General features: G+C 50.8%; 27 protein-coding genes. 5 read left to right on the forward strand and 22 right to left on the reverse strand.

The window, feature by feature from the left end; translation table 11 throughout:
* Positions 1 to 37 precede the first annotated feature (37 nt).
* Both H8L47_RS01270 and H8L47_RS01275 read left to right on the forward strand, forming a co-directional pair.
* A complete protein-coding gene (locus H8L47_RS01270; RefSeq protein WP_222616360.1) occupies positions 38 to 193 on the forward strand; it encodes a hypothetical protein in 156 nt (51 codons plus the stop codon).
* A gap of 75 nt (positions 194 to 268) precedes the next feature.
* Complete coding sequence (locus H8L47_RS01275) at positions 269 to 529, forward strand: hypothetical protein (RefSeq protein WP_186951427.1); 261 nt, start codon at positions 269 to 271, stop codon at positions 527 to 529.
* Positions 530 to 592: 63 nt separating this feature from the next.
* Here the strand turns inward: H8L47_RS01275 and H8L47_RS01280 are convergent, their stop codons facing one another.
* Positions 593 to 2359, reverse strand: a complete 1767-nt coding sequence (locus H8L47_RS01280; RefSeq protein WP_186951428.1) for a hypothetical protein — start codon at positions 2357 to 2359, stop codon at positions 593 to 595.
* A gap of 276 nt (positions 2360 to 2635) precedes the next feature.
* Here H8L47_RS01280 and H8L47_RS01285 point away from each other — a divergent pair, with 276 nt between their 5' ends.
* Together H8L47_RS01285 and H8L47_RS01290 are read left to right on the forward strand one after the other, a co-directional pair.
* Positions 2636 to 3127, forward strand: a complete 492-nt coding sequence (locus tag H8L47_RS01285) for a hypothetical protein (RefSeq protein WP_186951429.1) — start codon at positions 2636 to 2638, stop codon at positions 3125 to 3127.
* On the forward strand, positions 3124 to 3480 hold the full coding sequence (locus H8L47_RS01290) for a hypothetical protein (RefSeq protein ID WP_186951430.1): 357 nt from the start codon (positions 3124 to 3126) through the stop codon (positions 3478 to 3480). Before H8L47_RS01285 ends, H8L47_RS01290 begins: the two co-directional genes overlap by 4 nt.
* On the opposite strand, the gene H8L47_RS01295 is transcribed toward H8L47_RS01290, so the two are convergent.
* Together H8L47_RS01295 and H8L47_RS01300 are read right to left on the reverse strand one after the other, a co-directional pair.
* A complete protein-coding gene (locus H8L47_RS01295) occupies positions 3477 to 4586 on the reverse strand; it encodes a tail fiber domain-containing protein (protein WP_222616361.1) in 1110 nt (369 codons plus the stop codon). The two genes, H8L47_RS01290 and H8L47_RS01295, sit on opposite strands and share 4 nt — an antisense overlap.
* A gap of 2 nt (positions 4587 to 4588) precedes the next feature.
* A complete protein-coding gene (locus H8L47_RS01300; RefSeq protein WP_186951432.1) occupies positions 4589 to 5185 on the reverse strand; it encodes a GNAT family N-acetyltransferase in 597 nt (198 codons plus the stop codon).
* 165 nt (positions 5186 to 5350) lie between these two features.
* Between H8L47_RS01300 and H8L47_RS01305 the strand changes: the two genes are divergently transcribed.
* Positions 5351 to 7144: an SIR2 family protein gene (locus H8L47_RS01305; protein ID WP_186951433.1), complete on the forward strand. Its 1794-nt coding sequence runs from the start codon at positions 5351 to 5353 to the stop codon at positions 7142 to 7144.
* Here the strand turns inward: H8L47_RS01305 and H8L47_RS01310 are convergent.
* The 19 genes from H8L47_RS01310 to H8L47_RS01400 all read right to left on the reverse strand — a co-directional run bounded on the left by H8L47_RS01310 (position 7141) and on the right by H8L47_RS01400 (position 21931).
* Positions 7141 to 9366: a phage tail tip fiber protein gene (locus tag H8L47_RS01310; RefSeq protein ID WP_186951434.1), complete on the reverse strand. Its 2226-nt coding sequence runs from the start codon at positions 9364 to 9366 to the stop codon at positions 7141 to 7143. The genes H8L47_RS01305 and H8L47_RS01310 overlap by 4 nt on opposite strands.
* Positions 9366 to 12014, reverse strand: coding sequence for a hypothetical protein (locus tag H8L47_RS01315; RefSeq protein WP_186951435.1), 2649 nt, complete (start codon positions 12012 to 12014; stop codon positions 9366 to 9368). The genes H8L47_RS01310 and H8L47_RS01315 overlap by 1 nt, the downstream gene beginning before the upstream one ends.
* A gap of 2 nt (positions 12015 to 12016) precedes the next feature.
* Positions 12017 to 12427, reverse strand: a complete 411-nt coding sequence (locus H8L47_RS01320; RefSeq protein ID WP_186951436.1) for a holin family protein — start codon at positions 12425 to 12427, stop codon at positions 12017 to 12019.
* Between the two features lie 14 nt (positions 12428 to 12441).
* Positions 12442 to 12858: a M15 family metallopeptidase gene (locus tag H8L47_RS01325; protein ID WP_186951437.1), complete on the reverse strand. Its 417-nt coding sequence runs from the start codon at positions 12856 to 12858 to the stop codon at positions 12442 to 12444.
* Positions 12858 to 13106, reverse strand: a complete 249-nt coding sequence (locus H8L47_RS01330; RefSeq protein ID WP_186951438.1) for a hypothetical protein — start codon at positions 13104 to 13106, stop codon at positions 12858 to 12860. Before H8L47_RS01330 ends, H8L47_RS01325 begins: the two co-directional genes overlap by 1 nt.
* 25 nt (positions 13107 to 13131) lie before the next feature.
* Positions 13132 to 13575, reverse strand: a complete 444-nt coding sequence (locus H8L47_RS01335; RefSeq protein ID WP_186951439.1) for a hypothetical protein — start codon at positions 13573 to 13575, stop codon at positions 13132 to 13134.
* Positions 13576 to 13577: 2 nt separating this feature from the next.
* Complete coding sequence (locus H8L47_RS01340) at positions 13578 to 14207, reverse strand: DUF4376 domain-containing protein (RefSeq protein ID WP_186951440.1); 630 nt, start codon at positions 14205 to 14207, stop codon at positions 13578 to 13580.
* A 9-nt stretch (positions 14208 to 14216) separates the two neighbouring features.
* The gene (locus tag H8L47_RS30020) at positions 14217 to 14963 is read right to left on the reverse strand and encodes a hypothetical protein (RefSeq protein ID WP_186951441.1); all 747 of its coding nucleotides are present in this window, start codon (positions 14961 to 14963) and stop codon (positions 14217 to 14219) included.
* Complete coding sequence (locus H8L47_RS01350) at positions 14963 to 15799, reverse strand: hypothetical protein (protein WP_186951442.1); 837 nt, start codon at positions 15797 to 15799, stop codon at positions 14963 to 14965. The genes H8L47_RS30020 and H8L47_RS01350 overlap by 1 nt, the downstream gene beginning before the upstream one ends.
* The gene (locus H8L47_RS01355) at positions 15799 to 16320 is read right to left on the reverse strand and encodes a phage fiber-tail adaptor protein (RefSeq protein ID WP_186951443.1); all 522 of its coding nucleotides are present in this window, start codon (positions 16318 to 16320) and stop codon (positions 15799 to 15801) included. Before H8L47_RS01355 ends, H8L47_RS01350 begins: the two co-directional genes overlap by 1 nt.
* Positions 16320 to 17006 carry a hypothetical protein gene (locus H8L47_RS01360; RefSeq protein ID WP_186951444.1) on the reverse strand — a complete coding sequence of 229 codons (687 nt, stop codon included), beginning with the start codon at positions 17004 to 17006 and terminating at the stop codon, positions 16320 to 16322. The genes H8L47_RS01355 and H8L47_RS01360 overlap by 1 nt, the downstream gene beginning before the upstream one ends.
* Before the next feature lie 8 nt (positions 17007 to 17014).
* Positions 17015 to 17404: a phage tail fiber protein gene (locus tag H8L47_RS01365; protein WP_186951445.1), complete on the reverse strand. Its 390-nt coding sequence runs from the start codon at positions 17402 to 17404 to the stop codon at positions 17015 to 17017.
* A 13-nt stretch (positions 17405 to 17417) separates the two neighbouring features.
* Positions 17418 to 18044 (reverse strand): hypothetical protein, encoded by a 627-nt coding sequence (locus H8L47_RS01370; protein WP_186951446.1) that lies wholly within the window; start codon positions 18042 to 18044, stop codon positions 17418 to 17420.
* Positions 18045 to 18046: 2 nt separating this feature from the next.
* Complete coding sequence (locus tag H8L47_RS01375; protein WP_186951447.1) at positions 18047 to 18697, reverse strand: phage adaptor protein; 651 nt, start codon at positions 18695 to 18697, stop codon at positions 18047 to 18049.
* On the reverse strand, positions 18694 to 19068 hold the full coding sequence (locus H8L47_RS01380; RefSeq protein WP_222616362.1) for a hypothetical protein: 375 nt from the start codon (positions 19066 to 19068) through the stop codon (positions 18694 to 18696). Before H8L47_RS01380 ends, H8L47_RS01375 begins: the two co-directional genes overlap by 4 nt.
* Positions 19069 to 19070: 2 nt before the next feature.
* Complete coding sequence (locus H8L47_RS01385) at positions 19071 to 19538, reverse strand: hypothetical protein (protein ID WP_186951449.1); 468 nt, start codon at positions 19536 to 19538, stop codon at positions 19071 to 19073.
* A 71-nt stretch (positions 19539 to 19609) separates the two neighbouring features.
* Positions 19610 to 20740 (reverse strand): N4-gp56 family major capsid protein, encoded by a 1131-nt coding sequence (locus H8L47_RS01390; protein ID WP_186951450.1) that lies wholly within the window; start codon positions 20738 to 20740, stop codon positions 19610 to 19612.
* A 70-nt stretch (positions 20741 to 20810) separates the two neighbouring features.
* Complete coding sequence (locus H8L47_RS01395; protein WP_186951451.1) at positions 20811 to 20993, reverse strand: hypothetical protein; 183 nt, start codon at positions 20991 to 20993, stop codon at positions 20811 to 20813.
* Between the two features lie 2 nt (positions 20994 to 20995).
* Positions 20996 to 21931 (reverse strand): hypothetical protein, encoded by a 936-nt coding sequence (locus tag H8L47_RS01400; protein ID WP_186951452.1) that lies wholly within the window; start codon positions 21929 to 21931, stop codon positions 20996 to 20998.
* Positions 21932 to 21943 lie beyond the last annotated feature (12 nt).

Here is a 21943-nt window from a genome sequence, read left to right on the forward strand (position 1 = left end):
CCTCTGCCCCAGTCCTGCCTGCGTTGATTGCTGCGGCATGAGCGGCAGCCCCTTCCGCTGTTCCCATGGCCGCACGCAATGCCATTTTGCTGGCAAGGGCACTGGTAATGCCCATGCTGGTAGCCATCGCCGGAAGAGATTGGGTGATGCTGCCGGACAGCGCGCGCGGGTTCTTGATCAGTTCGACTGCTGAATCGACGAAACCATCAACCGAAGCCACGTTAGCTTCGGCAGCTTTCTGATCATAACTCAGGTATTCGCCTAGCATTTGGTTTGTGCGTACGGGATCAAAGCCTGTTGCACGCATGGCCTTGCCAAATTCGCCGCCAGTCGCCAGGCTGCCCAAGCCAACGACGCCCGCACCTACGTCAACAATACCCTGGCCAAGCTTGATACCCATGTCGCCAATTGTGCGGCCAATGCCCGCACCAGCAGTCTCAATCTTCTTGGACTCCACACCAATCAGTTTCCCCAACTCTGTTTTATCTCTGTCTGGATAGTAGACTTGGTGTATCACATCCAATGCTGATTGATCGTCAAGTCCGCTCAGGGAAGGTATTTGTTTTCTAATTTCAGCGATATTTGGCATGTTTTAATCCTTCGTCAAAAGACCGTTATCAATTGCGAATTTCTTTTGCGCTTCGGTCAGCATGAGGTTGCTTTCAATTCGGCTGCGTACTTTTCGCAACTCGTCAGTTTTTTCAATTTTGTCGTAATTATCACCAACCGTTTTAATGCCACTACCGACTGTTGCGGCGATGGATTTCAAGTTGCTCCACAATTGTTGACTGTCAGCTTCTCCCTTGTATTCGGATGCACGGGGAACACGGACTGGTTTTACAGGGGGTTTATTGGGGGCCACTGCGCTGGCCGCTTGGCTAGGCGGTTTCTCAGCATTACCTGTATCGGCCCCATAAAGTCCCAAAGGGTCTGCACTTTTCTTAGTTGTTGTGCCGCCCAACAGATTGCGCAATGATTCAGACAAAACTACCTGGCGCGTTTGCAGCGCTTTTGCTCCGGTGCTATCTGGCAACCACTCACCCTTAGCCATCGCAGTATTCATCGCAGCCTGCAGTTGATCACTTTCTTTCAGATTACTATTTACTAAAAGGCGAGTTTTCTGATCCAGATTGTCAATCCCGAGCAATTCCTTACGCTTTTCAGTTGGCATTGTGTAGTCTTTGAGCGCGGCTTCGATATTCTTGATCTTCCCTGCTGGAAGTCCATCCTGATAGTGCCGCTCATCCTGTGCCAATCGGGCATACTGGGCACCCAAAGAAGCTTGTTGCATCTTTTCTGAATGTTTCAGTTGTTTATCTGTTTGATCAGCATCAAATTTGCGCTTCAATGCATCAGCTTCAGCCTGAATGTTGATCTTGGCGAAGTCTTCAGCCTTTATCAGCGTTTTTTCCAGCTCATCCGTGCTTATTTTCATTGGCACCACAGTACCATCTTGTTTTGCGATGTTGAAAACGGCAATATTATTGGATCTAGTTGAACCGTCAGGCAGTCTGATTTGAGATGGTGTTATCTGAGCATCACCGACGATTTTGTACTTACCTGACTTGTTGAACGACTCAACCATTCCAGCGGAATCCCCGAGTTTGAGCGCTTTAAATGCGTCGCTCACACCCTCACTCCTAATTTGTTGGCTCCAGTTATGGTTGGCGACCTTCATCTGGAAGTCTTGCAATGCGGCCTGCTTGGCGTTCGCCTCAATACGCATTGCACCTTCATGATCGCCATTGGCGCGCATGGCCTGAGCAATGCGGGCATTCCGTGCATCTGGTGAGTTAAAAGATTCAGCAGCATTCTTGGACGTTCCGCTATCGGCATACTCTTTGCCTTGAAACATAGGCCTGCCCAAAGGTGTCATGGTCACGCCTTGCTGCGTGGCTATTGGCTGGGCTTGGCTACCTGTTGGGGTGGCTGATTCGCGCGGAACGACTCCTTCTGACACGGCCATGGGAACGACATTCGAGCCGGTGGCTGTAGAAGGATCTGCGGCAGGTTGTGAAATACCTTGAATTGCGGCAAATCCACCCGGAGCCTGGCGCAACATGCGGTTACCTTCTCGTGTATCAGAGGCCGCCAGGTCTTTATCTTGATAGGTCGCAGGTTTAGCAGCCAAGCCGGAAACAACCTGTGCATCCTCAACCACTTCGCCGCCATCTTTGGCAGCTTCCGCGATATCCTTGCGTTTTTTCTCGTTCAGATCCCATTCAGACTTTGCTCTGTCCGCCTCGTCAAAACGGATCTGATCAAACTTTTCCTGCCGGGCTTTATCTTCCTGACGCCTACCTTCACTCAAATACCCTGAACCCAGCCCAGCCAAAAAAGCCAATGCACCTTTGCTCATTTGCAATCCTTGCGCAGCGTACCAGCAAACGCGCTAGTTCAAACGCTACAAATAGGGTTTATGGTGCTGGTTTTTGCGAGTCATTTGAAGTAGGGTCAAATTTCTGATATCAGTACAAAGAATTGAGCGTCCTTACAAAGCGAGTTGCAAAAATAATACGCAAGCGTGTTTATTTTTAGATAGTCGACAATCCACTGACTCACTTATGGCAGACTGACATTCTGAATTTTGTTTTCATCATGACAATCCACTTTTGACGACTGGGGCATGCACCACATGGAAAAACAGCTATGGCGTGCGATGTTAGATTCAGACTTGAACAGTCGTTACTGGACGAAAGTGACTGAAAAATATGAAACGAGAGACTACTACGTCAAACTCTTTCTCGCCATTTTTGCATCTGGCACTGTGGCAGGTTGGTCGGTATGGGAGGCATACCCTGTCATATGGAAATTTCTTTCATCATGCACTGCAATCGTATCTATTGCATCTCCACTTTTGGCCTATGGTAAAAAGGTAGAAGTCTCAGCAAATCATGCTGGCCTATGGGCGGATTTGCGGATTCGTTATGCTGATTTGTGGGACACTCACTTAGCATCGCCTGGGAATAAGTCAATAAATTCAGAGTATGAAAAATTGAGGAAAATATTCTTGGAACTTGAAATGAAAGAGCCAAAACTAAAAATTCCCAAGGATCAAAAAATTGCAGTTGAGTGCCAAAAAGAAGTACTAGTCGCAAAGAACCTAGTCCAGAAGGAGTCCGTATGAGCAACAGTTCTCAAAAACTACTTGAATATCTCGATCAACTATCAAAGAGACAGAACGATGCGGACACAAGACTAATTGAGATCATAAGGCATCTGGCAATCGAAATAGATCTCAACCAGGAAAATGAAAAAATCCGACTTTCGGTTGCCAAAAATTTGGACTTACCGACTGACTCGGGCGAAGTCGAACAAATTCTTGACTTGCTGCTCAATCCTGAAAAGCTTGAACATTTAAATCCACAGACAGCCGATGCCGAAGCACACGTTTTTGGCATAAGCTCTGATCAATTTACAATACAGGCTCCAGAAAGTTGGCCAGATCCATCGCCTCCAAAGAAAACTTCGGAATCTTAATTTCTTTTTCTTATACCTTGCGACGTCGCTAAAGACTCAACCTTTTTGCTCAATGCTTGGATAGCAGCCATTGCCGTGCCGTTCAGACTGACCAAATCAATCTGAGTACCGCCAGGAGCCGCTTTTTCGCCCATATTCTTTTGGACATCCTGCGCCATAGGCCCAATATGACGAATGCCATGGTCTGCTGCAAAACTGCTGCCCTTGTACTGCCACTCAGATACTGGCGTTTTCTCTACCGCTTCCAAAGCTTTTTCTGGATTAACTCGTTCAACATCTTCTTTCTGGTTTTTGTCAGAAACGCCGAATAGCTTGCCCGCAGCAAATGCCTGCCCTGCAAAATTACCAACTGCCCCCATGACTCCCGAATTATCGCCAGCCTTTTGCTGTATGCCAGCAATATTGCTATAGGTATTGGCAGCGCCGGCAAGACCTTGCTGCGCACCAGCATAGCCAGAGTTCATCATTTGCGCGCCCTGGTTGGCAACTGACAACCCGACCTGGCCATTCGCTACTGCAGAGTTACCCTGGTTCAGCGCCACACCAGCTGAGGTAGCCTGGTTGCTGGCAAGATTGCGGCCCAAATTGGCAGCATCCATCTTGCGAGCATAACCGAGTGTTTGAACCTTATCCCGAGCTCCAGTGATGCCTTGGACGGTCGCCAGAGCTTTTTGCGCATCCAGTTGTTGCTGGCCTGCGGCAAATGCGCCTGATGCTGGATTGACTCCCATGCGCTGCATATTGCGCGAAGTCGAATCCCGCGTAGCGCCAAAAGCCTGATTGACGTCCGATACCGCCTTAGCAGCTTCAGCGTCACGCCTCTCCTTGGTGTCGTAGTTTTCTGCTTCTTTGACAATGCCGGTTTCTAACGGGCGGAATACCTTGGACTGATAATCCGAGTAGTCCTTGGTCAACTTGGACTGCAGATCCATGGCCTCAAGCTGCTTGTCTGAGACATAATTCGCCCGATCAGTAGCCGCTTTACGGTCTGGAGCAGTCTCGGCATAGATCTGCTTCATCCAGTCAAGCTGCTCTTTACTCAGATTCGCCTGCTGCAATGCGGCCGCATTGGCCCCGCTCATGTCTGGTGCGTCAGATGAACACATAATTAAAATACCTTTGCAAATTTAATGGCAACTGGCTTATAGCCAAGATACCGCGCCATCGAATCGGCGCTGTTGATGGTCTTTGAGTCGAAATAAATTTCACGCACACCTATGGCGATGCACCAGCGTTCAACGTACTGCCACAAGCGGACGGCCAGGAAACCGCCCCGATGCTCTGGAACCAGGTAAAAGGTGTCCTCGGTGCAGACAAGTGTCTGAGTGTGAATGCTTTGTGAGAGATATACCCGCATGTTGCCGACAAGTTCCCCTGTCGCTTCAACCCTGGCAGTAAATTGCAGTAAGCCGCCCTGATGTTCACGGTCAAGAACGGCGTCATAGTCTGGGTTCAGCGGAATGCTTGCGCGGTGCAGCTCGGTTTCGAGGTAGTGACGTTCATGCAGCAAATGCAGCTCTGGCAAGCTGTCGCGTACCAGCTCAGCTTGAATGAGGTATTCGCCGTAATTTTGGGGCGGGAACTGCTTTGTGTCTGGAGTTTTATCTTGGCTATCGCAAAGTTCGCGTGCGATTGCGACCGCGACCTCTGGGGTAAGTGGCTTACCTATGTGTTGCGCAAGTGCGATGGCTATCTGTTTTCTCATGACCTTGAGATTAACTCCACGTCACACGCTGAGCAATCAGGGTCAAGTTTCCCAAGCAACTGGGGATCGAAATCAATTGTTTTCAGTTTGTTAAAATGAATTGCATTTTATGTAAAATCCCTCTACCGTAATGATTGCGATTTTTACCAAGGATGCAATTTAATCATGACGATCAATATAGACACTACTAGCTCTCTTGCATTTTCGATGTCTGCCAACAAGGGGGTCTACGCATTGCTGCTTGGCTCTGGGGTTTCGCGAGCTTCTTCTATACCAACAGGCTGGGAAATAACGCTGGATTTAGTTCGAAAAGTGGCGCAACTTGAAAATGCAAACTGTGAACCTGATCCCGTAGCTTGGTACGTTTCGGTTTATGACAAACAGCCAGACTATTCGGAACTACTTGACACGCTTTGTAGGACGCAGGCCGAAAGGCAGCAACTAATTCGTTCGTATATTGAACCAAACGAAAGCGAAAGAGAAGACGGACTTAAACAACCAACAAAAGCACATCGAGCAATTGCTGAACTCGTCAAAAATGGTTACGTGCGGGTAATCCTCACCACCAACTTTGATAGGCTAATGGAACTTGCTCTAAATGAAGTTGGTATTACTCCCACAGTACTAAGCACAAGTGATCACATCGCTGGTGCTCTTCCTCTTGTACATGCTTCGTGCACCATCGTAAAAATACATGGTGACTATATGGACACTAGAATTCGCAATACAACAGCTGAACTTGCAGAATATCCCAAAGAAATCAACAGCTTACTGGACCGTGTATTTGACGAGTATGGATTGATCATCTGCGGCTGGTCAGCTGACTGGGATGAGGCTCTAAGGAAAGCCTTATTGCGTGCACCATATCGTAGATTTTCGACCTATTGGTCAAGTCGCGGAATTATAGGAACAGTGGCAAAAGATTTAATTACACATAAGGGCGCACATGAAATTTCGATCAATGGCGCCGACGATTTTTTCGAGAAACTATCCGTTCTTGTAAATTCCCTCGATATATATAATCTCCCGCACCCATTGTCGACTGCCGCTGCAATTATTAGTTTAAAAAAGTATCTAGCCGAGGACAGATATATTATTCATCTGGATGATCTAGTATCATCTGAAACAAATCGCCTTCTTGAAATCTTAGAGGGGCCGGATTTTGGCCCACGGCTAAATAATGTCGATAACACTATTCTGACGGATCGAGTTCGTGCCTATGAAGGTGCGTGCACGACGATGGTTGAGATGGCCATTGTAGCTGGTTATTGGTCGAATTCTTTACAATTGCGCCCTTGGATTCGCGCAATATTAAAACTCTCCCAAAAAAAGTATGCGCAAGGTTCACCTTTTCCAGTTAAATTTCAAATTTACCCAGCAATTCTTATAACCTATGCGCTAGGAATTGGGGCAATAGCCTCAGGGAATCTAGCAATAATTGGCGAACTATTCGCTGCTGAAGTTTTAATTGATAAAAAAGATCCTCAACCTATATCAGTCAATTTAAATCTGCGCAGGACTCTAGATCCAATGAATGAAAAGGCAGAATTTTTAGAAGGAAAAGAGTTTGAGCATTTTCCCATGAGTTGCTGGATCGAAGACTACTTCGCGCTAAGAACAAAAATACTTTTTCAAAATCATACTGACTTCCTATATGGATTCGATAAATTAGAGTTTCTTTGGGCACTTTCATATGCATATTCTGCATCCACTACTGGTAAACAATTTTGGGCTCCAGTTAGCACATTTTTCTTGCGTTCAGGCAGTCTACTCGCTCTTTTTGAAGAAAGTAGAACATCCTTAGACAAAGAAGGAGAAAGCTCAAGCTACGTTCAGTCTAAGATATTTGGCGAAACGGTCAAAGACTGCACAAATTTGTTGCAGAAATTAGATGACTATTCAGTCGAATTGAGTGGTCATCCAAGATTCCTTATTGCGGATACTTATCAAAGACGTTAACCACAAAGATAAATGCAGGCAATCATCTTGACTTGATTCGGATCAGAGAACTTCACTGCCTCGCGGGCCTTGGCAATTGAAGTACTCCGCAATATATCGTCACTTTGCCGCATCCCCTTCCCCCGCATCGAGCTGGTGACAATCAAATCACCAGCCTCAATGTCACCGTTCTCACCACAGACATTAATCTGCCCTTCTCCAACAGAATTGACCGTCAAAAGATCGTAGTTCAGTAGGTACCCAGTAAAACTCTCTTTTGCCTGGGGTGCCGGCGGATTGCCATCTGCGTCAACAGTAAGGGCATCACGATCAATGAATGCGGCAGGCACGATGCTAAACCGGTTCGCCCTGGTATTGAGCACACCAAGCGCTGTCTTTTGCATTGGGCGATCTGAGAGACGCACATCAAATATGGTATCGGAAACGCCGTTTCGCTCAACCAATTGATAATCAACGACGATATCGCCCACGACCATATCCAGGTCCACATCCTTGGGAATGACAGCATCATGCGCACCAGTGAAAGGCCCAAAGGTGCCACCTTCGTTATAGAAGCACCGGCCATCACTCAGGCCAATGACGGCGGACGATGTAACCCCACCATTTGACCCACCATAGGCTCGGAATGCGTGTCCGCCGTAGACGTTTCGCGCCCACAGAGCCGAGAAACTGGATCCCTGAGACGTGAATGTGCCGGCATACCCACTTTGGGAAAATGCAGTGAGTCCGTCACCACTGCTCTGACTGAATAGATAAAGCCCTGAGCCCGTACCCTGGTTAAATATCGATGCTGCAGGTCCAACCCCAGTGGCCCGACTGACATTCCAGCCTGACTGATTAAACGGCGCGGGTGCACTGGCGTCTGGCCCTATAGACACGCGGGAGCTGGTGGAAGGGACAACCACAGTTCCAGCCGTCAGCTTGGCAGCGGACAAGGTGCCATCTACAAGTAGATTGCCATCAATCACGACACCAACAGGCTCCCATGAAACACCTGTCCAGTATTTAGTCGTGGCCGATGTGGACGTACTTAGAGTCACTGTGTCGCCAATGACCTTGTCGGGCTTGCCAGTGGCGTTCTGCACGACTGCAGAAGCAGTCCCGTCATTCCACAGGCCAGTGCCATACAGTGTCACGGTTCCTCTGGTGCCTGCCTCGAGATAAACCTGCCAGCCAGTGCCATTGTGAATGTAAGTTATGCCGTTGGTCGTGTTGCGATAGACGTTGTTCTTTGTTCCGTTTGGGGCAGATGCGAACGCGCCTATGAACGTGATGGCTGGAGTAGACGCATTGTAGGCCAACTGTTCAAACGTCAGCCCACCGCCCGTATTGATGCGAACGCTGCCGTTCATATAGATACCATTGGCATCAGCACCAAAGGGACTTACTTTCCCATTCGCGGCAAAGAAGGCCAATTGATCTGCGTTGATCAAGAACTGAGATATGGCAGGCTGGCCCACAGGTGCATCAACCGCCAGCACAAAACCGGCGAACTTGCCATTGGCGTCTATCTTGACTGTGTAAGTGCCTGACAGCCCGTTGATGCGATCCGCAGTAGCAACCAGTTTTTGCTCTACTGTGACGCCAGTACCGCCAAAATTGTCTAACCTGGCTCTAACTTGCGTGATTTGTCCAGCCTGCGCATCGTCCTTTGTTGCAGAAGCAAATGCCAAAGTCCGTACGCCAGACTGCGCGCTATCGACACTTGCCGTAATCTCCTGCAGGCGCATTGCAAACGAACGGCTCTGATTCTGGATTATCGTATCCATCTCCCGTATCGCTGCCCCAAACTCCTTCGCCACATCGGCCAGATCACGCGAGAGCGCTGCGCGTACTTCATCTGGGAACTCGGCCAGACTTTCCGGGCTATTGATGCGCTGAAAAAGTTCTTTGAATGCGCGTGAGTTTCGGATTTGGGTTTCGAGCGTCGTGCGCATGCCCTGGCCACCATTGATGATGGTTGTGCCCTGCACCGCCCCGTCCGCCTGATTAAATATCCAGTTACCACCACGATCAAAGGCAATCAGGCCGACATTCCATAGGTCACGCCACGTCACCACTTTTTCGTACTTGGAACCCCGTCGCCCTTCCCTGGTCTCCAGTATTTCCTTGATTTTGTTGACGGCGTTGACCAAAGATCCTTCTGATACTGTTGGTATGGATGGAAGGTTCGGGGCTTCGCCTGATGGAGCACTTTTTTCACTATCGATAGGTGTCGCCATTACTGCACTGCCTTCAATTCTTCTGTGGTTGAGGTCAAAACAACACTATTTACCCATATATCCGTGGTGATGATGATTTGAAATTCGCGGTAGCGGCCAGGTGGCAAGCGCACTGGCTTCTTATCCGTCATCACCCTCGTGCACCACAAGACATCCTCGGCATAGATGTCAACTTTCACCGTACCGGGCTGTGCATTGACGTGTAGCCATGCAAGTGGCGCATGCTTGCTGAATCTGAATATCTTGGATTTCCAGACTGAAGTCATCCGCGGGCCAGTGGTCGGCATAAAATCATTGATACTTGATCCAGACAGCACAAACAGCGTATCTGTTGACTTGTCAGAGTAAGCAGCGTCAGCCGTGCCGCCATGCTCCACCAGCGTCTTGTTTGCCAGGTCAAACACCAGACAGCCACGCTGACCAGAAAGGTTGGTGTAAAACGCATGATAACGTCCATCATATTCAGCCGCGAACATACTGGACGGATTGTATTTATTCCAATCCGCCTTGGATATCATGTCACCAGTGAATACCTGAGCGTCCCCACCCTCCACGGCAACCAAGCCATCTGGCGATGCATAGATGACAGAGCCACCGATTGCCACCATCGAGCGCTTGGATACGCAGGACTGGTTGCGCGGCAGTTTCTCAGCAGACAGACTGCCAGAATCGACGCCAGTTACCAGGTAAGGCACACCCGTTGTGGTGACCACCGCCGTTTGCCCGGCAACAGCAATGCCAACAATGGGATACTCCAGCGGGATATCGTATTTAGCTGGCCAGGCGTAAGGTGCGTACGGCTCGCAGGCATGCAAGGTGGCATCGGTAAAGCCCAGCATAATGCCGTTTGGCATGCCCACAAGCCCCTTTAAGTCTTCAAGTGGCTCATCCCAGCCGAATGTTGGGCAAGACTCATTGAGCTGCGTTCCTGGCACTTTGTCGTCAATGTTGACCTTCTCTGCTGGGTATTCCCCCAGCAACAGAAATGCCGAAGTGTTCGATCCTGATGCACTTCTGTACACACGGCGCTTGGTGATATTGCGCCCGCCTGGCGCACCTGGCAGAACAAGCTTGCTGGTATCGTTCTGATCAAGTTCAATGATGTTGGACACAGGGGACGGAGCAGACTCTTCGCCCCAGTCAGTGACCTCGGTAAAAACGTAAGCCCGTGCGGTGACAATAGGAATTTCGCCTTCTGGCATGGCACCACCCATATCGCCTTCGAACAGGGTTGCAATTTTCTTTTCAGTGCCATCGAGCAGGGTTTTCGACATGGCTTCGATAGACTTGACCAGGCTTTCCAGTTCACTCTGCAGGGCTATCATGGTTTGAGTAACGTTGTTTCCGCCCACGCCAGTAATGCTACTCAATGCTGAAGATCCCAAATCGGCCACTCCGGATATGGGCATGCGCAATTTGGCGACTTCCGTAACGAGCTGCTCACAGATCTCGCTGGATGCGGCGGCAATTTCACTGGCATCTCTGCGGGCGTCCGGGGATGGTGCCAGCAACTCCGCGGCGAGCCAGTTTTTCATGGCCGGCACGTTGACGGTCTTGCTTCCATCTGACTGCTTGACGATAAACCCGGTGATCGTTGTCGTGGCCTGGCCAACTGATAGCCCACGATTGACTTGCCAGCTATCCGCACGGCGCACCACATCCAGCGCGGCAGAGGCAATAGCAGCATCGAGGGCGGCGACCGTTTCTGACTTCGTGTAATAACTATCTACCGTCCCCTTGGTGGCGCTGGTCACGGTCGTCGGGTTCACAACCAAATCAACAAATGAACGTTTTGCCGCTTTGATTTTGGCAACAATTGGGGCAATTTCTTTGTCTCGCGATGTAAAATAAGTCTCTACAGCTTCAACAAAGTCTGTAACCTGCTCTTGAGTAAAAAGCTTTGTCCCCTCTTTTGCCGTCGTGTCAGGGGATGGAATTGCAGTAAGAGAGGTCGTCAGTTTCGCTCTATCCAGAATCCACACACCGGCGCGCACAAACAAACCAACATACAGACCGACCGCATCAGAGCGGTACTTGAGATCAGCCGACATCAAATTCACATCGCTTGGGGTATTTGGAATAAATCCACCGTTTTCTACACGCCCGCCCCGGATAACGTCAAATTCCCAAGGCCGTTCTGGAACGGCATGTAAATCAGCCAAATCAGCATCAGCCAGGCCTTTGTATTGCCAGCTAATGGCATCGCGCACGGCATTGGTGATGGTCGTTGGTGCTTTTTTCTTGGCCGCCAGAGCATCATCGGTAGTGAATGACACTTCCTTGACGATAGTCACGATTGGTGCGGCCGCTGGTTTAGGAACGCCGAGCTGGCGCACCGTCATACTTGAGTCAGTGGCTTTGGGCGCACCATCACCAGTGTAATAAGTGCGCTCAGTGCTGTCGTTCGGGATCTGCCCGCGCACAAAATTGACATCACCACTACGCGTCAGGAACGTGGACGAGTTGGCGAACTTGTACAGCGTCTGCCCTGGGCTCGCACTGCCAACAGTTGCAGGTTGATAGAACTGCCGCAAGCTGCTGAAACGTGTATCCACATTTTTCGCATGCACCGCAATATTGTCCATCAGGTCGTGAGGCTCGGCGCTTGGTGCCATGCCTCCGAAGCCACGTATCTGAATAACAGCCATATTTACCGGTTACTTTCTGCGCCCTTGATCTTTTCCAGGGTGCGCATGCCACCAAGGCCCAACATGCCCAGCAGGACAGAAGACATTTCTGTAAAGTCCAGTACAGGCATGACGATAGGATGGCCAACTGCTGCCAGCACAAATGCACCTATGGGAGCCAGGACAAACTTGTACGCAAAGGCAGCACCGCACACCCAGCCGATAAATGGACGCCAGCCAGCCACAAATGTGCTGGAGCTGGCCGCTTCCACTTTGTTTATTTCCATCTGCCCAGCAATCTGCGCAAGTTCGCCAGACTGCTGCAGCTTGATCAGTTCAAGTTTCGCGCTGGCTGCCTGAGCCGGGTCCGGCCACAAACGGTCAATGACCTTGCCGCCGATATCCAGTACCGCGCTGAGAGGATCGAGTGCCATGATGCTTCCTTTCGCTATTGAATCTTTTTACCTGCCTGCAAATCAGCCAGGGTTAAACCGCCTGTGTACTGGCAGTGCGCCAGCTCCTTGAAACTCTTCCAGCGCCCTGCCCACTCCAGCCCGACACTTTCGGCAATCACACCGCAACGTTCAAACGTGCGGGTGTCATCCCATTGCGCCTTGCCGTTCACTATTGGGACAAAATCAAAAGCGCAGCCATAGTTGTGCCAGGACTGACCAGCCTTTGCTTTTGTCACGACCTTGCCTGGCGTTGTGCGCCCCTGAGAGTACAAAGCTGCTTGTGCTTCATTGTCACGCAGGGTGGAAGTGATCAGCACGTCGATTCCTGCCTTCTTACACGCACCGACAAATGCAGATGCCTTGGCTGCCACGACAGGCAGCAAGTCCGCTAAATCGCGACTATTTTTCATTATTTCCTCTCAATCAAACGATCCAGCTTGTTGTTGATTTCCTTCAAGTCTTCCCGAACGTTCTTTTTGTTCTCGACAATCTCGTTGTCCTGGCGGGTATCGATTACTCGCTGTGACGTCCTGGCTTCTTCAAGGACCAGCACCCGCTTATCCATGGCCTGCCACATTGCCGCGCCAGACACGATCAAACTGATCAGCGTCAGCAGATGCCCAATATTGTCGAGAATTAATTTTCTTGTATCGCTCATAGTCCTTGCCCGTAGTTGGTTAGCGTTAAGTCGGCTGAAGCTGCGGGAACATGGACTTGAGAATTACGCTAAGCGCATTTGGCGAAAATCTATATGGTTCCAATAGTCCAAGCGCCTCGCCAAGAATCTCAGAACAGAAAGACTTACCGTCGTCATCCCCCACAGCAGATATGACGAAATGTACATTACCGAGAAGGTCATATCTATCGCCCTGCTTTTTCTCGAAAACGGCCAACGCATGAGGTTCAAAATGTGCGGGTAGATAAATGAAATCCCAGTGTTTAGGATCGTATTCAATCCATTTAAAGCGTACGCCACCATCCATATAAGAGGCTGATGCAGACACTCCGGAACTGAAAACAAGCTCACAATGACTGTATGGCCCGCGTGTCCACCAGCGCACACCACGGTTATAGATGCCCGGAACACCTGGCCGCACACCTTTATAAAATGCCGCCTTGAATGCCATGCTTACCCTCCAAAAGTTTCGGGCCAGCCTGCCGAGTAGTCATAGCTGGCCGGGTCTGCCGACGCCTCAACCTGTGCGATATGGAAGGCAGCGCGCGAAAATGCGAGAACATCCAGTGTTTTCGTGGCTGTGAAAACAGCGGTGGCAAGTTCTATGGTGGTGGGCACGATGCTTCCGTCCATAGTCGTCCAAGGAATCGGCTGCATCGCGACGCCAAGCAGCATCCGGTCCATAATCAATGCCATCCACTGCGTACGCGAGTAGGTATCTGTGTGTATCCATTTCCCGTCGACCTTGACGCCGTTGAATTTGCGACGGTCACGCTCAGCCTTGATTTCTTTGATTTTTGTGTCTTTTGCTGCTCTCAATTTCTGTGCTGCCTCTACATTTGGCAATGTTTTCACTCGCCATACTTGCTGAAATGCACCGTTGACCAATGTGGGAGCGTCTTCGGTTAAGTACTGCCTTGTCGCATCAAATGGCGGAGGGCTTGTATAACTGACCTTCGCTACCCCTACTGCGTCCAGATCTTCGTCGCTGGGGATTGGTGGCAGGCTTACACCCGGATAAAGCGTGATTACCTGGCTGTATGTCAGCGGGTAAGCACGTGTTTGCTTATCGATTAAGAGCATTTTCTATCCTTAAACGTCTGCTGCTGCATTGGGAAATGACCGACCATCGCCCCAAATGACTCGCACTGCACCGGTACCGGCCGTACCATTTCCACCGCCACCAAAAGAACCGGCAGGATTGCCAGTCGTGCCGCCATCACTACCACCACTGCCACCAAGTCCGCCGCTACCAAAGCTTGTTCCTGCCGCGCCGTTGGCACCAGTTCCCAATATCCCTACACCACCGCCACTGCCACCGAGTCCATTAGCATTGCCGTTCCAGTTGCCAGCGCCACCGGCACCACCGGATCCAGCGGTTGAGGCAGTAGCCCATTGGAATGCATCACCGCCATTGCCTGTGTATCCGCCGGCACCACCTCCGCCACCGCCCCTGTTAGAGGCACCAGCAGAGGCACCGTGACCGCCGTTACCACCACCATCCCCGGTTCCCCCTGAGCCACCGGCACCACCGCTGCCGGACGCGCCGCCGTTAGCAATACATGCACTAGCAAATGAAGAAGTGCCACTCACACCGCCAACGGTGATGGTGTATGAAGTTCCTGGAACGACCGGAATGTAGTTCTTCCAACGCAACTCGCCACCGCCGCCTTGACCGTTAGCACTTCCGGTGCCGCCACCACCTACCGCAACAACACTGACTGAAAAAACGCCTGCCGGCGCAGTCCAACTAAATGTTCCTGGAGTCGTGAAGGCAACTTGGCCAGGAAGTGCCCCGACTGAAGTTCCGGCAGCTGCAAAAATAAGGTTACGCAGCATTACTTGATATCCTTCCCAAGTACTAGACCAGTCCAGGTTGTGCCACCATCATGGGTAAAGAAACCCAGAGTGTCCCGGCCAGATACTGTGAGAGTGGGAGCCGTGCCGCCAGGCCATTTGATGCCAGACCACCAAGTAATGGTTGCGGAACCACCGTTTGTAAGGTCCAGCATAAAGGCCGCAACACCGCTACCAGGAACGTTTGCAAGTGACAGCGTCGTTGCACTTGAGATAGTCTTAGTAAACAGTTCACCCGCTTCAAGATCGATACTGGTACCCGAGTTCATCGGGACTTTGGTCGTTTTCGTCGAAACGAAAGTTGCCTTCCCTGTAAAGGACGGGTTAGCGATTGGTGCTTTTGCCGCAAGACTGGAAACAGCGTCCGTGATCTGTTTTTGCAAGTAGCCGATAGCCTGCAAGACTGTATCTGTAGCAGCTACCGCTTGATTCGAGACGAGACTCAGGCCAGTCAGTGCGCTGGATAAAACACGGGCAACAGTGAAATACTTATTGTTGCCTTCTGCGATGGCATCAGTAGACATCGAACCAGCTGTCAATCGCAATGCGACATTGTCGCCGGTTGCGTACGCGGTACCAGTCGTGCCTTCTTGAGCGCGAACGACTGTCAGCGTGTCTCCAACCCTGGCTGTGCACTTGACGATTTCATAGCTGGTTTCAGTCACACCACTGAGCTTATAGAGCGTTACCAGAAAAGTATCGCCCACAGTTGGATTCGGAAACTTCGCGCCATCGCCAGTGGCAACAGTCAACGAGGTGGCAACACTGGTAATACCAGCCGCCAGGACGGAAGTCGCATTGTTGGTAAATAATTGCATCAAGATTCCCTTACTTTGATGATCAGCTCGTCTTGCATAGTCCGGCCTTCGCTGGTAATCGCGGTGAGTTCAGCCTTGTAGCTGCTCCCATCCAGTCCACCAACAAAGACAATACGAATCCGTTGGTCACCTGGAGCAGCCACGATAATGCCGGTGGCACTCGCCTCAACTGTCCAGTTCCCGGCAGAGCGAACCAGAATTGAAGAGCCACGCGCCGGTATGTTTGTCGGGCCTGCCGATATCGCAGCAGATTGATTGGTATTCCCGACATACAGCGTGTATCCGTCCGCTGCATCCGCTGGCAGCGTGACTGAAGAATTGGTCCGCAAAGTCTTGCGGTCATCCGCCGCCGTCGCCGTGTAGGGCGCAAAAAGGACCATCAGTCCTTTCGACTTCCCGTTATGCGTGACGACCTGGTGCCCCGCTGTAATACTGTCCGTGGCAGCCATGTCTTCCGCAAACTGGATGGCATAAATTTCCACCTCAATCGGCTGTTTAGTGAATTTTTCTAAAATTGCCATTATCTCGATACAGTTCTGTTTTGAAATGGGCGCACTGCCACCTTGTCATCAGCATCGCGGGCATTGGGGTTTATCGATAGGGTCCCATCGAGATAAAAAGCAATACTTACGACGCCTGAAAGCCGTATCGGATTGCCTACTTGCCCAGACAAACTGAATGCCACACCCGTGGAAGATGGTGCAATGGGTTTGAGCGAACTCAATTCACCACTGCTGCTAAGTAAAATGGTGCTTTCACCTTGTAAATACTTAATTGCGCCCGGTGCAGGGGCCGCGCCTTCGAGTGCGATACCTGTATTGCCTTGCATTTGCGCATAGTTGGTCAGCGTGCCAGTCGCTCCCATTGCCATAGATACCGACGCATTTGGCATGTATGCATCGGCGTTCAATAGCCCAGTCAAACTAAAGGCAATCCCAGCTAAGACATTGTCAATTGCCACCCGCCGCATTACTGCCAGCTCACCGGCTGGCATAAAGTCGATTCCCGTTACAGAAGCTGCCAGCAATGCGACTTTCGCGACATCACCAACTGCATCCATGCTTACGCCTGTCGCACCAGCCATGGAAACAGAAGCCCGCTCAAAGACCGTAAATGCGATGCCCGTGCTTGAAGCCGGTATAAATACCGTCTGAGCTATGGGAACAACGCTGTTTAAGGCAGCGGCATTGAGCGTCTGGCCGTTCATGAATCTGCTTAGGTCGCGGTCACTGTCAAAGTCCCTGGCAACCAGGTCGGAACGTCAGTTACAGCAAAGGTCTTGGGTGCGGACAATGGCGCGTAATACAGCATGTTGCCCAGTGTCGCAGCGTCCCACACTGCGAAATGCGTTGCTGTTACCGGGCTGCCAGAGACACCGTTGTAAGTGACCGTGCCCGAGTTACTTGTCTGGCCTGCGGTGGATTGCGCTGCAAAAGCCGTTGCCTGGCGCGCATACCACCCTGCTGAGATTTCAGTTGCTGGCGTCGCATTGGCAGTTGGATCAGCCGTATGCAGTGACACATACACAGTGGCTGGAGCGGCAAAGTTTATGCCTCGGACGGTTCCGTCGATGACCTTACCTTTTAAATAATTTGATGCTGGCATTGTGCCCCCTTTGTTAAAAGTAGCGGCCACGCAGGCGCGGCCTATGTGAAGAAAATCCCCGTGCGTTCTGTATCGAAATCGCCGCCATCTTTCCGTTGAACTCGCTTTCCAGGCGTAGGCCTTCGCTCGGGTTTGAAAATGGCATGCCTGGCTGAAGCATCAGCATGGATTTCGCACCTGTTGCGATCGCCAATGCATACTGGTCATAGAACCGGTTTTCAATACCCACTGCGTTGTTACTCGGTTTGAGACATGCCTGAATCTGCAGCAACAAGCCGTCACCTGGCGGTGGCAGCAAAACGACCGTTTTGCGATCAGTTGTATGAATACTCTGGCAAACACCCGCCTGGTTAGGGTACTCACGCCAGTTGGCAGGTAAGCGCCCCTCAGCTTGAATCGTTAAACGCTGTGCGTTCAACGTTGCCCGCTCTATCCGCACCAGCTCAGACTTTGATTCAAGATTCAAGTCATATTCCATAACGCCGGCAGACGTGTTGATTTCATCAAGCCAAAGTGTCCACACGCGGGTACGGCTGAAAAAATGCTGTGCAGCTCGTAAAAGTGCATGATCCAGCTCCAGTTCAGAGCAACCGGATACGTAGGGTGAAACGTCGCGGTAAAGGCTTTCCCAATTCTGCATGGCTATCTAACTCCAGGCTTAACAAGTGCGGGTTGCGACTTTGTAGCGTCGAATGCCAGATCAGTTTGAGTCTTGGCACCCAGCGCTGTCAGGAAACTGTTTTGATAAAAGCTGCGTTTCTCAGCCACATCAGCAAATTCGTCGTCTTTGGAATAGGCACGGAACAGCATCCAGTCCAGGATCTGATTTGTCACAATGTCAGCGAAAATTGGTGAATTTTCAGTGTCGCAACGAGTCGGCATGACAGAGAACAAGCATTCGACACTGGCTTTGCTGCTTGCTGGCGGATAGACGCTGAACCGGGTCGGGTCTCGCTGGTCGACCATGTAGTGCTTGATGACATCAGCCTGTTTTTCAGCGCGCCAGTTCGGTGCGAAGGCGTTGAGCTTTTCAGTGCTGATCAATTTGATCGCTCTGCCTGACGTATTAGCCTCGACTGCAAGCAATCTCAGGCCATCCGCAGGTATTGCCTGCTTCCAGCCTGTTACCAGCGCTACGCTCCTGTTTGCAACACTCATATCTGGGCGTAATTGAACGATCTGAATTTGCGCATCATTCAGATAGTCCAGCCACTCAGCAGCGGTCCAGCGGTATGTAGACAGATCCTGAGCGATGCCCTGGGCCTGCCTGATCAGTGCGGATGCCAATATCATTCGTCTTCCATGGACGTGAAAATGCGTGCTTTACAGTTCTGCCGCAATCTGTCTTCAGTCAGGCCATCAATATCACGCTGTTGGATGCCAATTTCAGCGGCATATTCCTTAAGCTGCACATGGCTCATGGCATCAACAGACCTCGGGCGCGGCACTACCGGGCTTTCTTCTATTTCAGTAGTTGCTTGTGCTTCAGTGGTCGCTTTTGCTTCGGCAATGGCTTTCAGGGCTTGCACAACATTGGTCAAACCTGCCTGTTCAGCAATAGATTTCAGTGCATTAGTGCCTGGGGCTTTTGAATCCACTGTTTTTTCTGCAGTGAGAGTTAAGGCCCCAGACAGAACACTCTTGCGTTCGCTTTTCCTACCCATGGTTATGCACCGTGCAATGCAGGACGTGCGAAGACCGTCAGACGGATTTTCGCGCCGACCACCAGGCCAGCAGCAGCAACACCTATCTTCAGGCCGATACTTTGCTCAACAGCACTTGGCGCGGCATTCAGGAGCGAAACTTTGTTTTCCGCCTGTATGCCACCGGTCTGGCCGATGGTACTGGCAGCAAATGCTTCATTGCCGCATGTGCGCGCATTGTCGACCAGGCCGGCTTTACCACTTACCAGACCGCAGTCCAATGTGATGGCAGCGCCAGTGTCGAGGTCGTCGCAAGTGAGTTTCAGGCCAGTTACCACGTATCCGCATGGCAAAATCGCCATTTCGATAACGTCATTGGCAGCCAGACCGGCAACGGTGATGTAGTCCCCAAAGATAACGATGGGTTCATAACCACTGGCGTTAATCGCCGGATAATTGTTAGCGACTTGAATGGATTGTTTCAGAGACATGATTTTCCTCAGAACGTGAGTTTCCAAACCTGTTCGGGATTGAGTACCCGAACGAGGTGCAGAAAATGTGATTAGTCGATGGTTGTATAAGCGGTGTCGATAGACTGCACACCGAAATCCATGTTGTTGTAGCGGGTCTTGTCAAAGCCAGCGATCATGCGAACAACGATCACGCTTTCTTCGCCATGATCCACGGAGGATTCCGACAGCTCATAGCGAACATTGCCTTTTTGCCCCTTCATGCCATGTGCAACGGCCACTGCATGGGCACCCAGGAACAAATTTCGAACGGCGTTGACATTGCCACCGGCACCGTAATCGTTGAATTTCACGCAGGTTTCATGCTTCGTCACCAATGCGCCGTTATAGTAGGCATCACCACCCTGGAAGATGGGGGACTTCGCACCAACTGCAGCGGCCTTCTGTTTTTCCAACGTCAACCAGCCTGCGTCACCAACTTCACGACGCAAGTCATACATCGATTCTGGAGAGGTCAAGAGCACAAAGCACTTATCGGAACCGCTGTTTGGCGTTTCCACGCTGACCGGCTCCATGCGAGCGCCTTTCTTGCCTTCGAGGGAAAACATTTTCGAGGCACGAACAAGGGCACGATCAATAACCGCTGTGCTCATTTTGGAAGTTGCGCCACCATCTACCAAAGTGGCTTTGGTCAGACCATCACCAACTTGCAGATGGGCTGCATCTGGCACAGTCAAAGGATTGGGGAAGCCTGTCCAGTTATTTGGATAATGCTGAATTTCGTCACCCACGCCGCGCGCACCGCAGGCATACATATGAATCAGTTCATCTTGAACTTCAGCCATGTAGTCCGACAGACGGGCACGCGCTTGCTTGGCGATATCCTGGCGAACACGTTTTTGTGACATAACATCGCCGACGTTGACCAACTGACGGCTCTTATCGATACGCATTTTATGCGTATAGTGGGACAGTCTTTGCTCACGGCCTTCGCCTTTTTCGTCGCCTTCAATTGGCTTGCCTCGCAGCTTGGCGATCAGAGTGGTAGTGACTTCATCACCAGGACCAGATTCAAGGTCTGACTTGATGACAACAGGCATGGCAGCATCTTCGCCACCTGTCATTTTTGTCCAGAAGGATTTCTTCTGAGCTTCAACTGCGATCTTCGCAGACCATACTTTCACTGCCGCCGGATCGGAAGGCAGAATAGAAGTGCGTGACATAGTATCCCTTTCGGATATTACGACACACTCCTGCGTGTCAATCAATTTACCCAGGCCTCTGCCTGGTTACTTATGCGATTTTGTTAGTCGCAATTTCTTGCGGCCTGGTCACGATTATGCTCTTGTCAGCAACAATACGTAACCGGGCTCGCTTTCCTTCTTTACGCTCGACAACGATACGTATTCTGCCGTTGTCGATATCGATGGCTTGGCCGACTTTAACGTCCACGGACATGCCGTGCTGCTGGGTCATATTTATGTTCCCGCAAGCATGCGTTCGATTTCGTCAGGCGACATCTTGGCGATTGCGCGCTCCAGATCTTCGCCTTCCAGCGTGGCAAAACGTGCGATCGGATCGTTATCGACCTTATGAGAGTCAGCTACTGGCAGCGCGCCCAGTGTTTTGACGTTGTGACGTGGCTCGTTCTTGCTTTGCGGCTCTGCCGGCGCTGCTGCAGGCTGTGCCTGAGCGGCAATACCATGCCGCATTTTCATGGTGCTATGCGCTTGAGCCAAAGCCCACTTAGATGCGGCCAGGTTATCGTCCGGCATGCCATTGGCTATCGCTTCTTGCCCGAAAACGCGCACCAAAGTGTCAAATTCCTTGGTCAGCTTTTCGTCTGTATAGTCAATGCCTTCGATCTTGGCCTGCTTGGTTAAAGCCGCAACTTCACGATCCCATTCACGGTGCAACTGCTGTTGCGTCATTTCAGCAGACACCTCGGCTTTTGTTTCCGCCTTGGTTTCAGCTCGATCCAGCTTGCTAATTTCGCCTTGTACCCTGGTATCAATGGCCGAATATTCAGCGGCAGTGATTTCACCTTCAATCAATTTTGCCAGAGCGGTGGCTTTTTCGCCTGTGAGTTCTTCGCGCTTGGCCTTTGAATCTGCTATTTCAGCGTCAGACTTGTAGAGCGGCTTTGTGCGATCAGCAGGAATTGACTCTTGCTTGTCATCCGCTTCAGGCTTTTCGGTAACTTCTACCTTGGCATTTGGCTTGGGTTCATCTTCAGGCTTCTTTTCAGCGGTGGCTTCGCCCTTGTCTGCATCATCATTGGTGTTGCCTTTGTCGTCATCACCATCAGCAGGGTCTTTTATGACTTCGCCCTCATCGCCAGCATCGTCGTCGAGTGCTGCAATTTCCTCTGCTGTGAGGAATTTCAATTCATCTTCTGTATATCCGTGTGACATAGTAGTTTCGCT

The sequence above is a fragment of the Undibacterium umbellatum genome, from assembly GCF_014284125.1.
GTDB lineage: Bacteria > Pseudomonadota > Gammaproteobacteria > Burkholderiales > Burkholderiaceae_D > Undibacterium > Undibacterium umbellatum.

What these genes read in the sequence shown, in the direction of transcription:
- H8L47_RS01365 (WP_186951445.1), bottom strand. Translation starts at nt 17,404, where the DNA reads ATGCCAGCATCAAATTATTTAAAAGGTAAGGTCATCGACGGAACCGTC.
- H8L47_RS01395 (WP_186951451.1), bottom strand. Translation starts at nt 20,993, where the DNA reads ATGACCCAGCAGCACGGCATGTCCGTGGACGTTAAAGTCGGCCAAGCC.
- H8L47_RS01400 (WP_186951452.1), bottom strand. Translation starts at nt 21,931, where the DNA reads ATGTCACACGGATATACAGAAGATGAATTGAAATTCCTCACAGCAGAG.
- H8L47_RS01350 (WP_186951442.1), bottom strand. Translation starts at nt 15,799, where the DNA reads ATGCAATTATTTACCAACAATGCGACTTCCGTCCTGGCGGCTGGTATT.
- H8L47_RS01335 (WP_186951439.1), bottom strand. Translation starts at nt 13,575, where the DNA reads ATGGCATTCAAGGCGGCATTTTATAAAGGTGTGCGGCCAGGTGTTCCG.
- H8L47_RS01290 (WP_186951430.1), top strand. Translation starts at nt 3,124, where the DNA reads ATGAGCAACAGTTCTCAAAAACTACTTGAATATCTCGATCAACTATCA.
- H8L47_RS01305 (WP_186951433.1), top strand. Translation starts at nt 5,351, where the DNA reads ATGACGATCAATATAGACACTACTAGCTCTCTTGCATTTTCGATGTCT.
- H8L47_RS01310 (WP_186951434.1), bottom strand. Translation starts at nt 9,366, where the DNA reads ATGGCGACACCTATCGATAGTGAAAAAAGTGCTCCATCAGGCGAAGCC.
- H8L47_RS01375 (WP_186951447.1), bottom strand. Translation starts at nt 18,697, where the DNA reads ATGATATTGGCATCCGCACTGATCAGGCAGGCCCAGGGCATCGCTCAG.
- H8L47_RS01380 (WP_222616362.1), bottom strand. Translation starts at nt 19,068, where the DNA reads ATGGGTAGGAAAAGCGAACGCAAGAGTGTTCTGTCTGGGGCCTTAACT.
- H8L47_RS01355 (WP_186951443.1), bottom strand. Translation starts at nt 16,320, where the DNA reads ATGGCAATTTTAGAAAAATTCACTAAACAGCCGATTGAGGTGGAAATT.
- H8L47_RS01280 (WP_186951428.1), bottom strand. Translation starts at nt 2,359, where the DNA reads ATGAGCAAAGGTGCATTGGCTTTTTTGGCTGGGCTGGGTTCAGGGTAT.
- H8L47_RS01315 (WP_186951435.1), bottom strand. Translation starts at nt 12,014, where the DNA reads ATGGCTGTTATTCAGATACGTGGCTTCGGAGGCATGGCACCAAGCGCC.
- H8L47_RS01340 (WP_186951440.1), bottom strand. Translation starts at nt 14,207, where the DNA reads ATGCTCTTAATCGATAAGCAAACACGTGCTTACCCGCTGACATACAGC.
- H8L47_RS01330 (WP_186951438.1), bottom strand. Translation starts at nt 13,106, where the DNA reads ATGAGCGATACAAGAAAATTAATTCTCGACAATATTGGGCATCTGCTG.
- H8L47_RS01320 (WP_186951436.1), bottom strand. Translation starts at nt 12,427, where the DNA reads ATGGCACTCGATCCTCTCAGCGCGGTACTGGATATCGGCGGCAAGGTC.
- H8L47_RS30020 (WP_186951441.1), bottom strand. Translation starts at nt 14,963, where the DNA reads ATGCTGCGTAACCTTATTTTTGCAGCTGCCGGAACTTCAGTCGGGGCA.
- H8L47_RS01360 (WP_186951444.1), bottom strand. Translation starts at nt 17,006, where the DNA reads ATGAACGGCCAGACGCTCAATGCCGCTGCCTTAAACAGCGTTGTTCCC.
- H8L47_RS01370 (WP_186951446.1), bottom strand. Translation starts at nt 18,044, where the DNA reads ATGCAGAATTGGGAAAGCCTTTACCGCGACGTTTCACCCTACGTATCC.
- H8L47_RS01385 (WP_186951449.1), bottom strand. Translation starts at nt 19,538, where the DNA reads ATGTCTCTGAAACAATCCATTCAAGTCGCTAACAATTATCCGGCGATT.
- H8L47_RS01390 (WP_186951450.1), bottom strand. Translation starts at nt 20,740, where the DNA reads ATGTCACGCACTTCTATTCTGCCTTCCGATCCGGCGGCAGTGAAAGTA.
- H8L47_RS01295 (WP_222616361.1), bottom strand. Translation starts at nt 4,586, where the DNA reads ATGTGTTCATCTGACGCACCAGACATGAGCGGGGCCAATGCGGCCGCA.
- H8L47_RS01270 (WP_222616360.1), top strand. Translation starts at nt 38, where the DNA reads ATGAGCGGCAGCCCCTTCCGCTGTTCCCATGGCCGCACGCAATGCCAT.
- H8L47_RS01325 (WP_186951437.1), bottom strand. Translation starts at nt 12,858, where the DNA reads ATGAAAAATAGTCGCGATTTAGCGGACTTGCTGCCTGTCGTGGCAGCC.
- H8L47_RS01300 (WP_186951432.1), bottom strand. Translation starts at nt 5,185, where the DNA reads ATGAGAAAACAGATAGCCATCGCACTTGCGCAACACATAGGTAAGCCA.
- H8L47_RS01285 (WP_186951429.1), top strand. Translation starts at nt 2,636, where the DNA reads ATGGAAAAACAGCTATGGCGTGCGATGTTAGATTCAGACTTGAACAGT.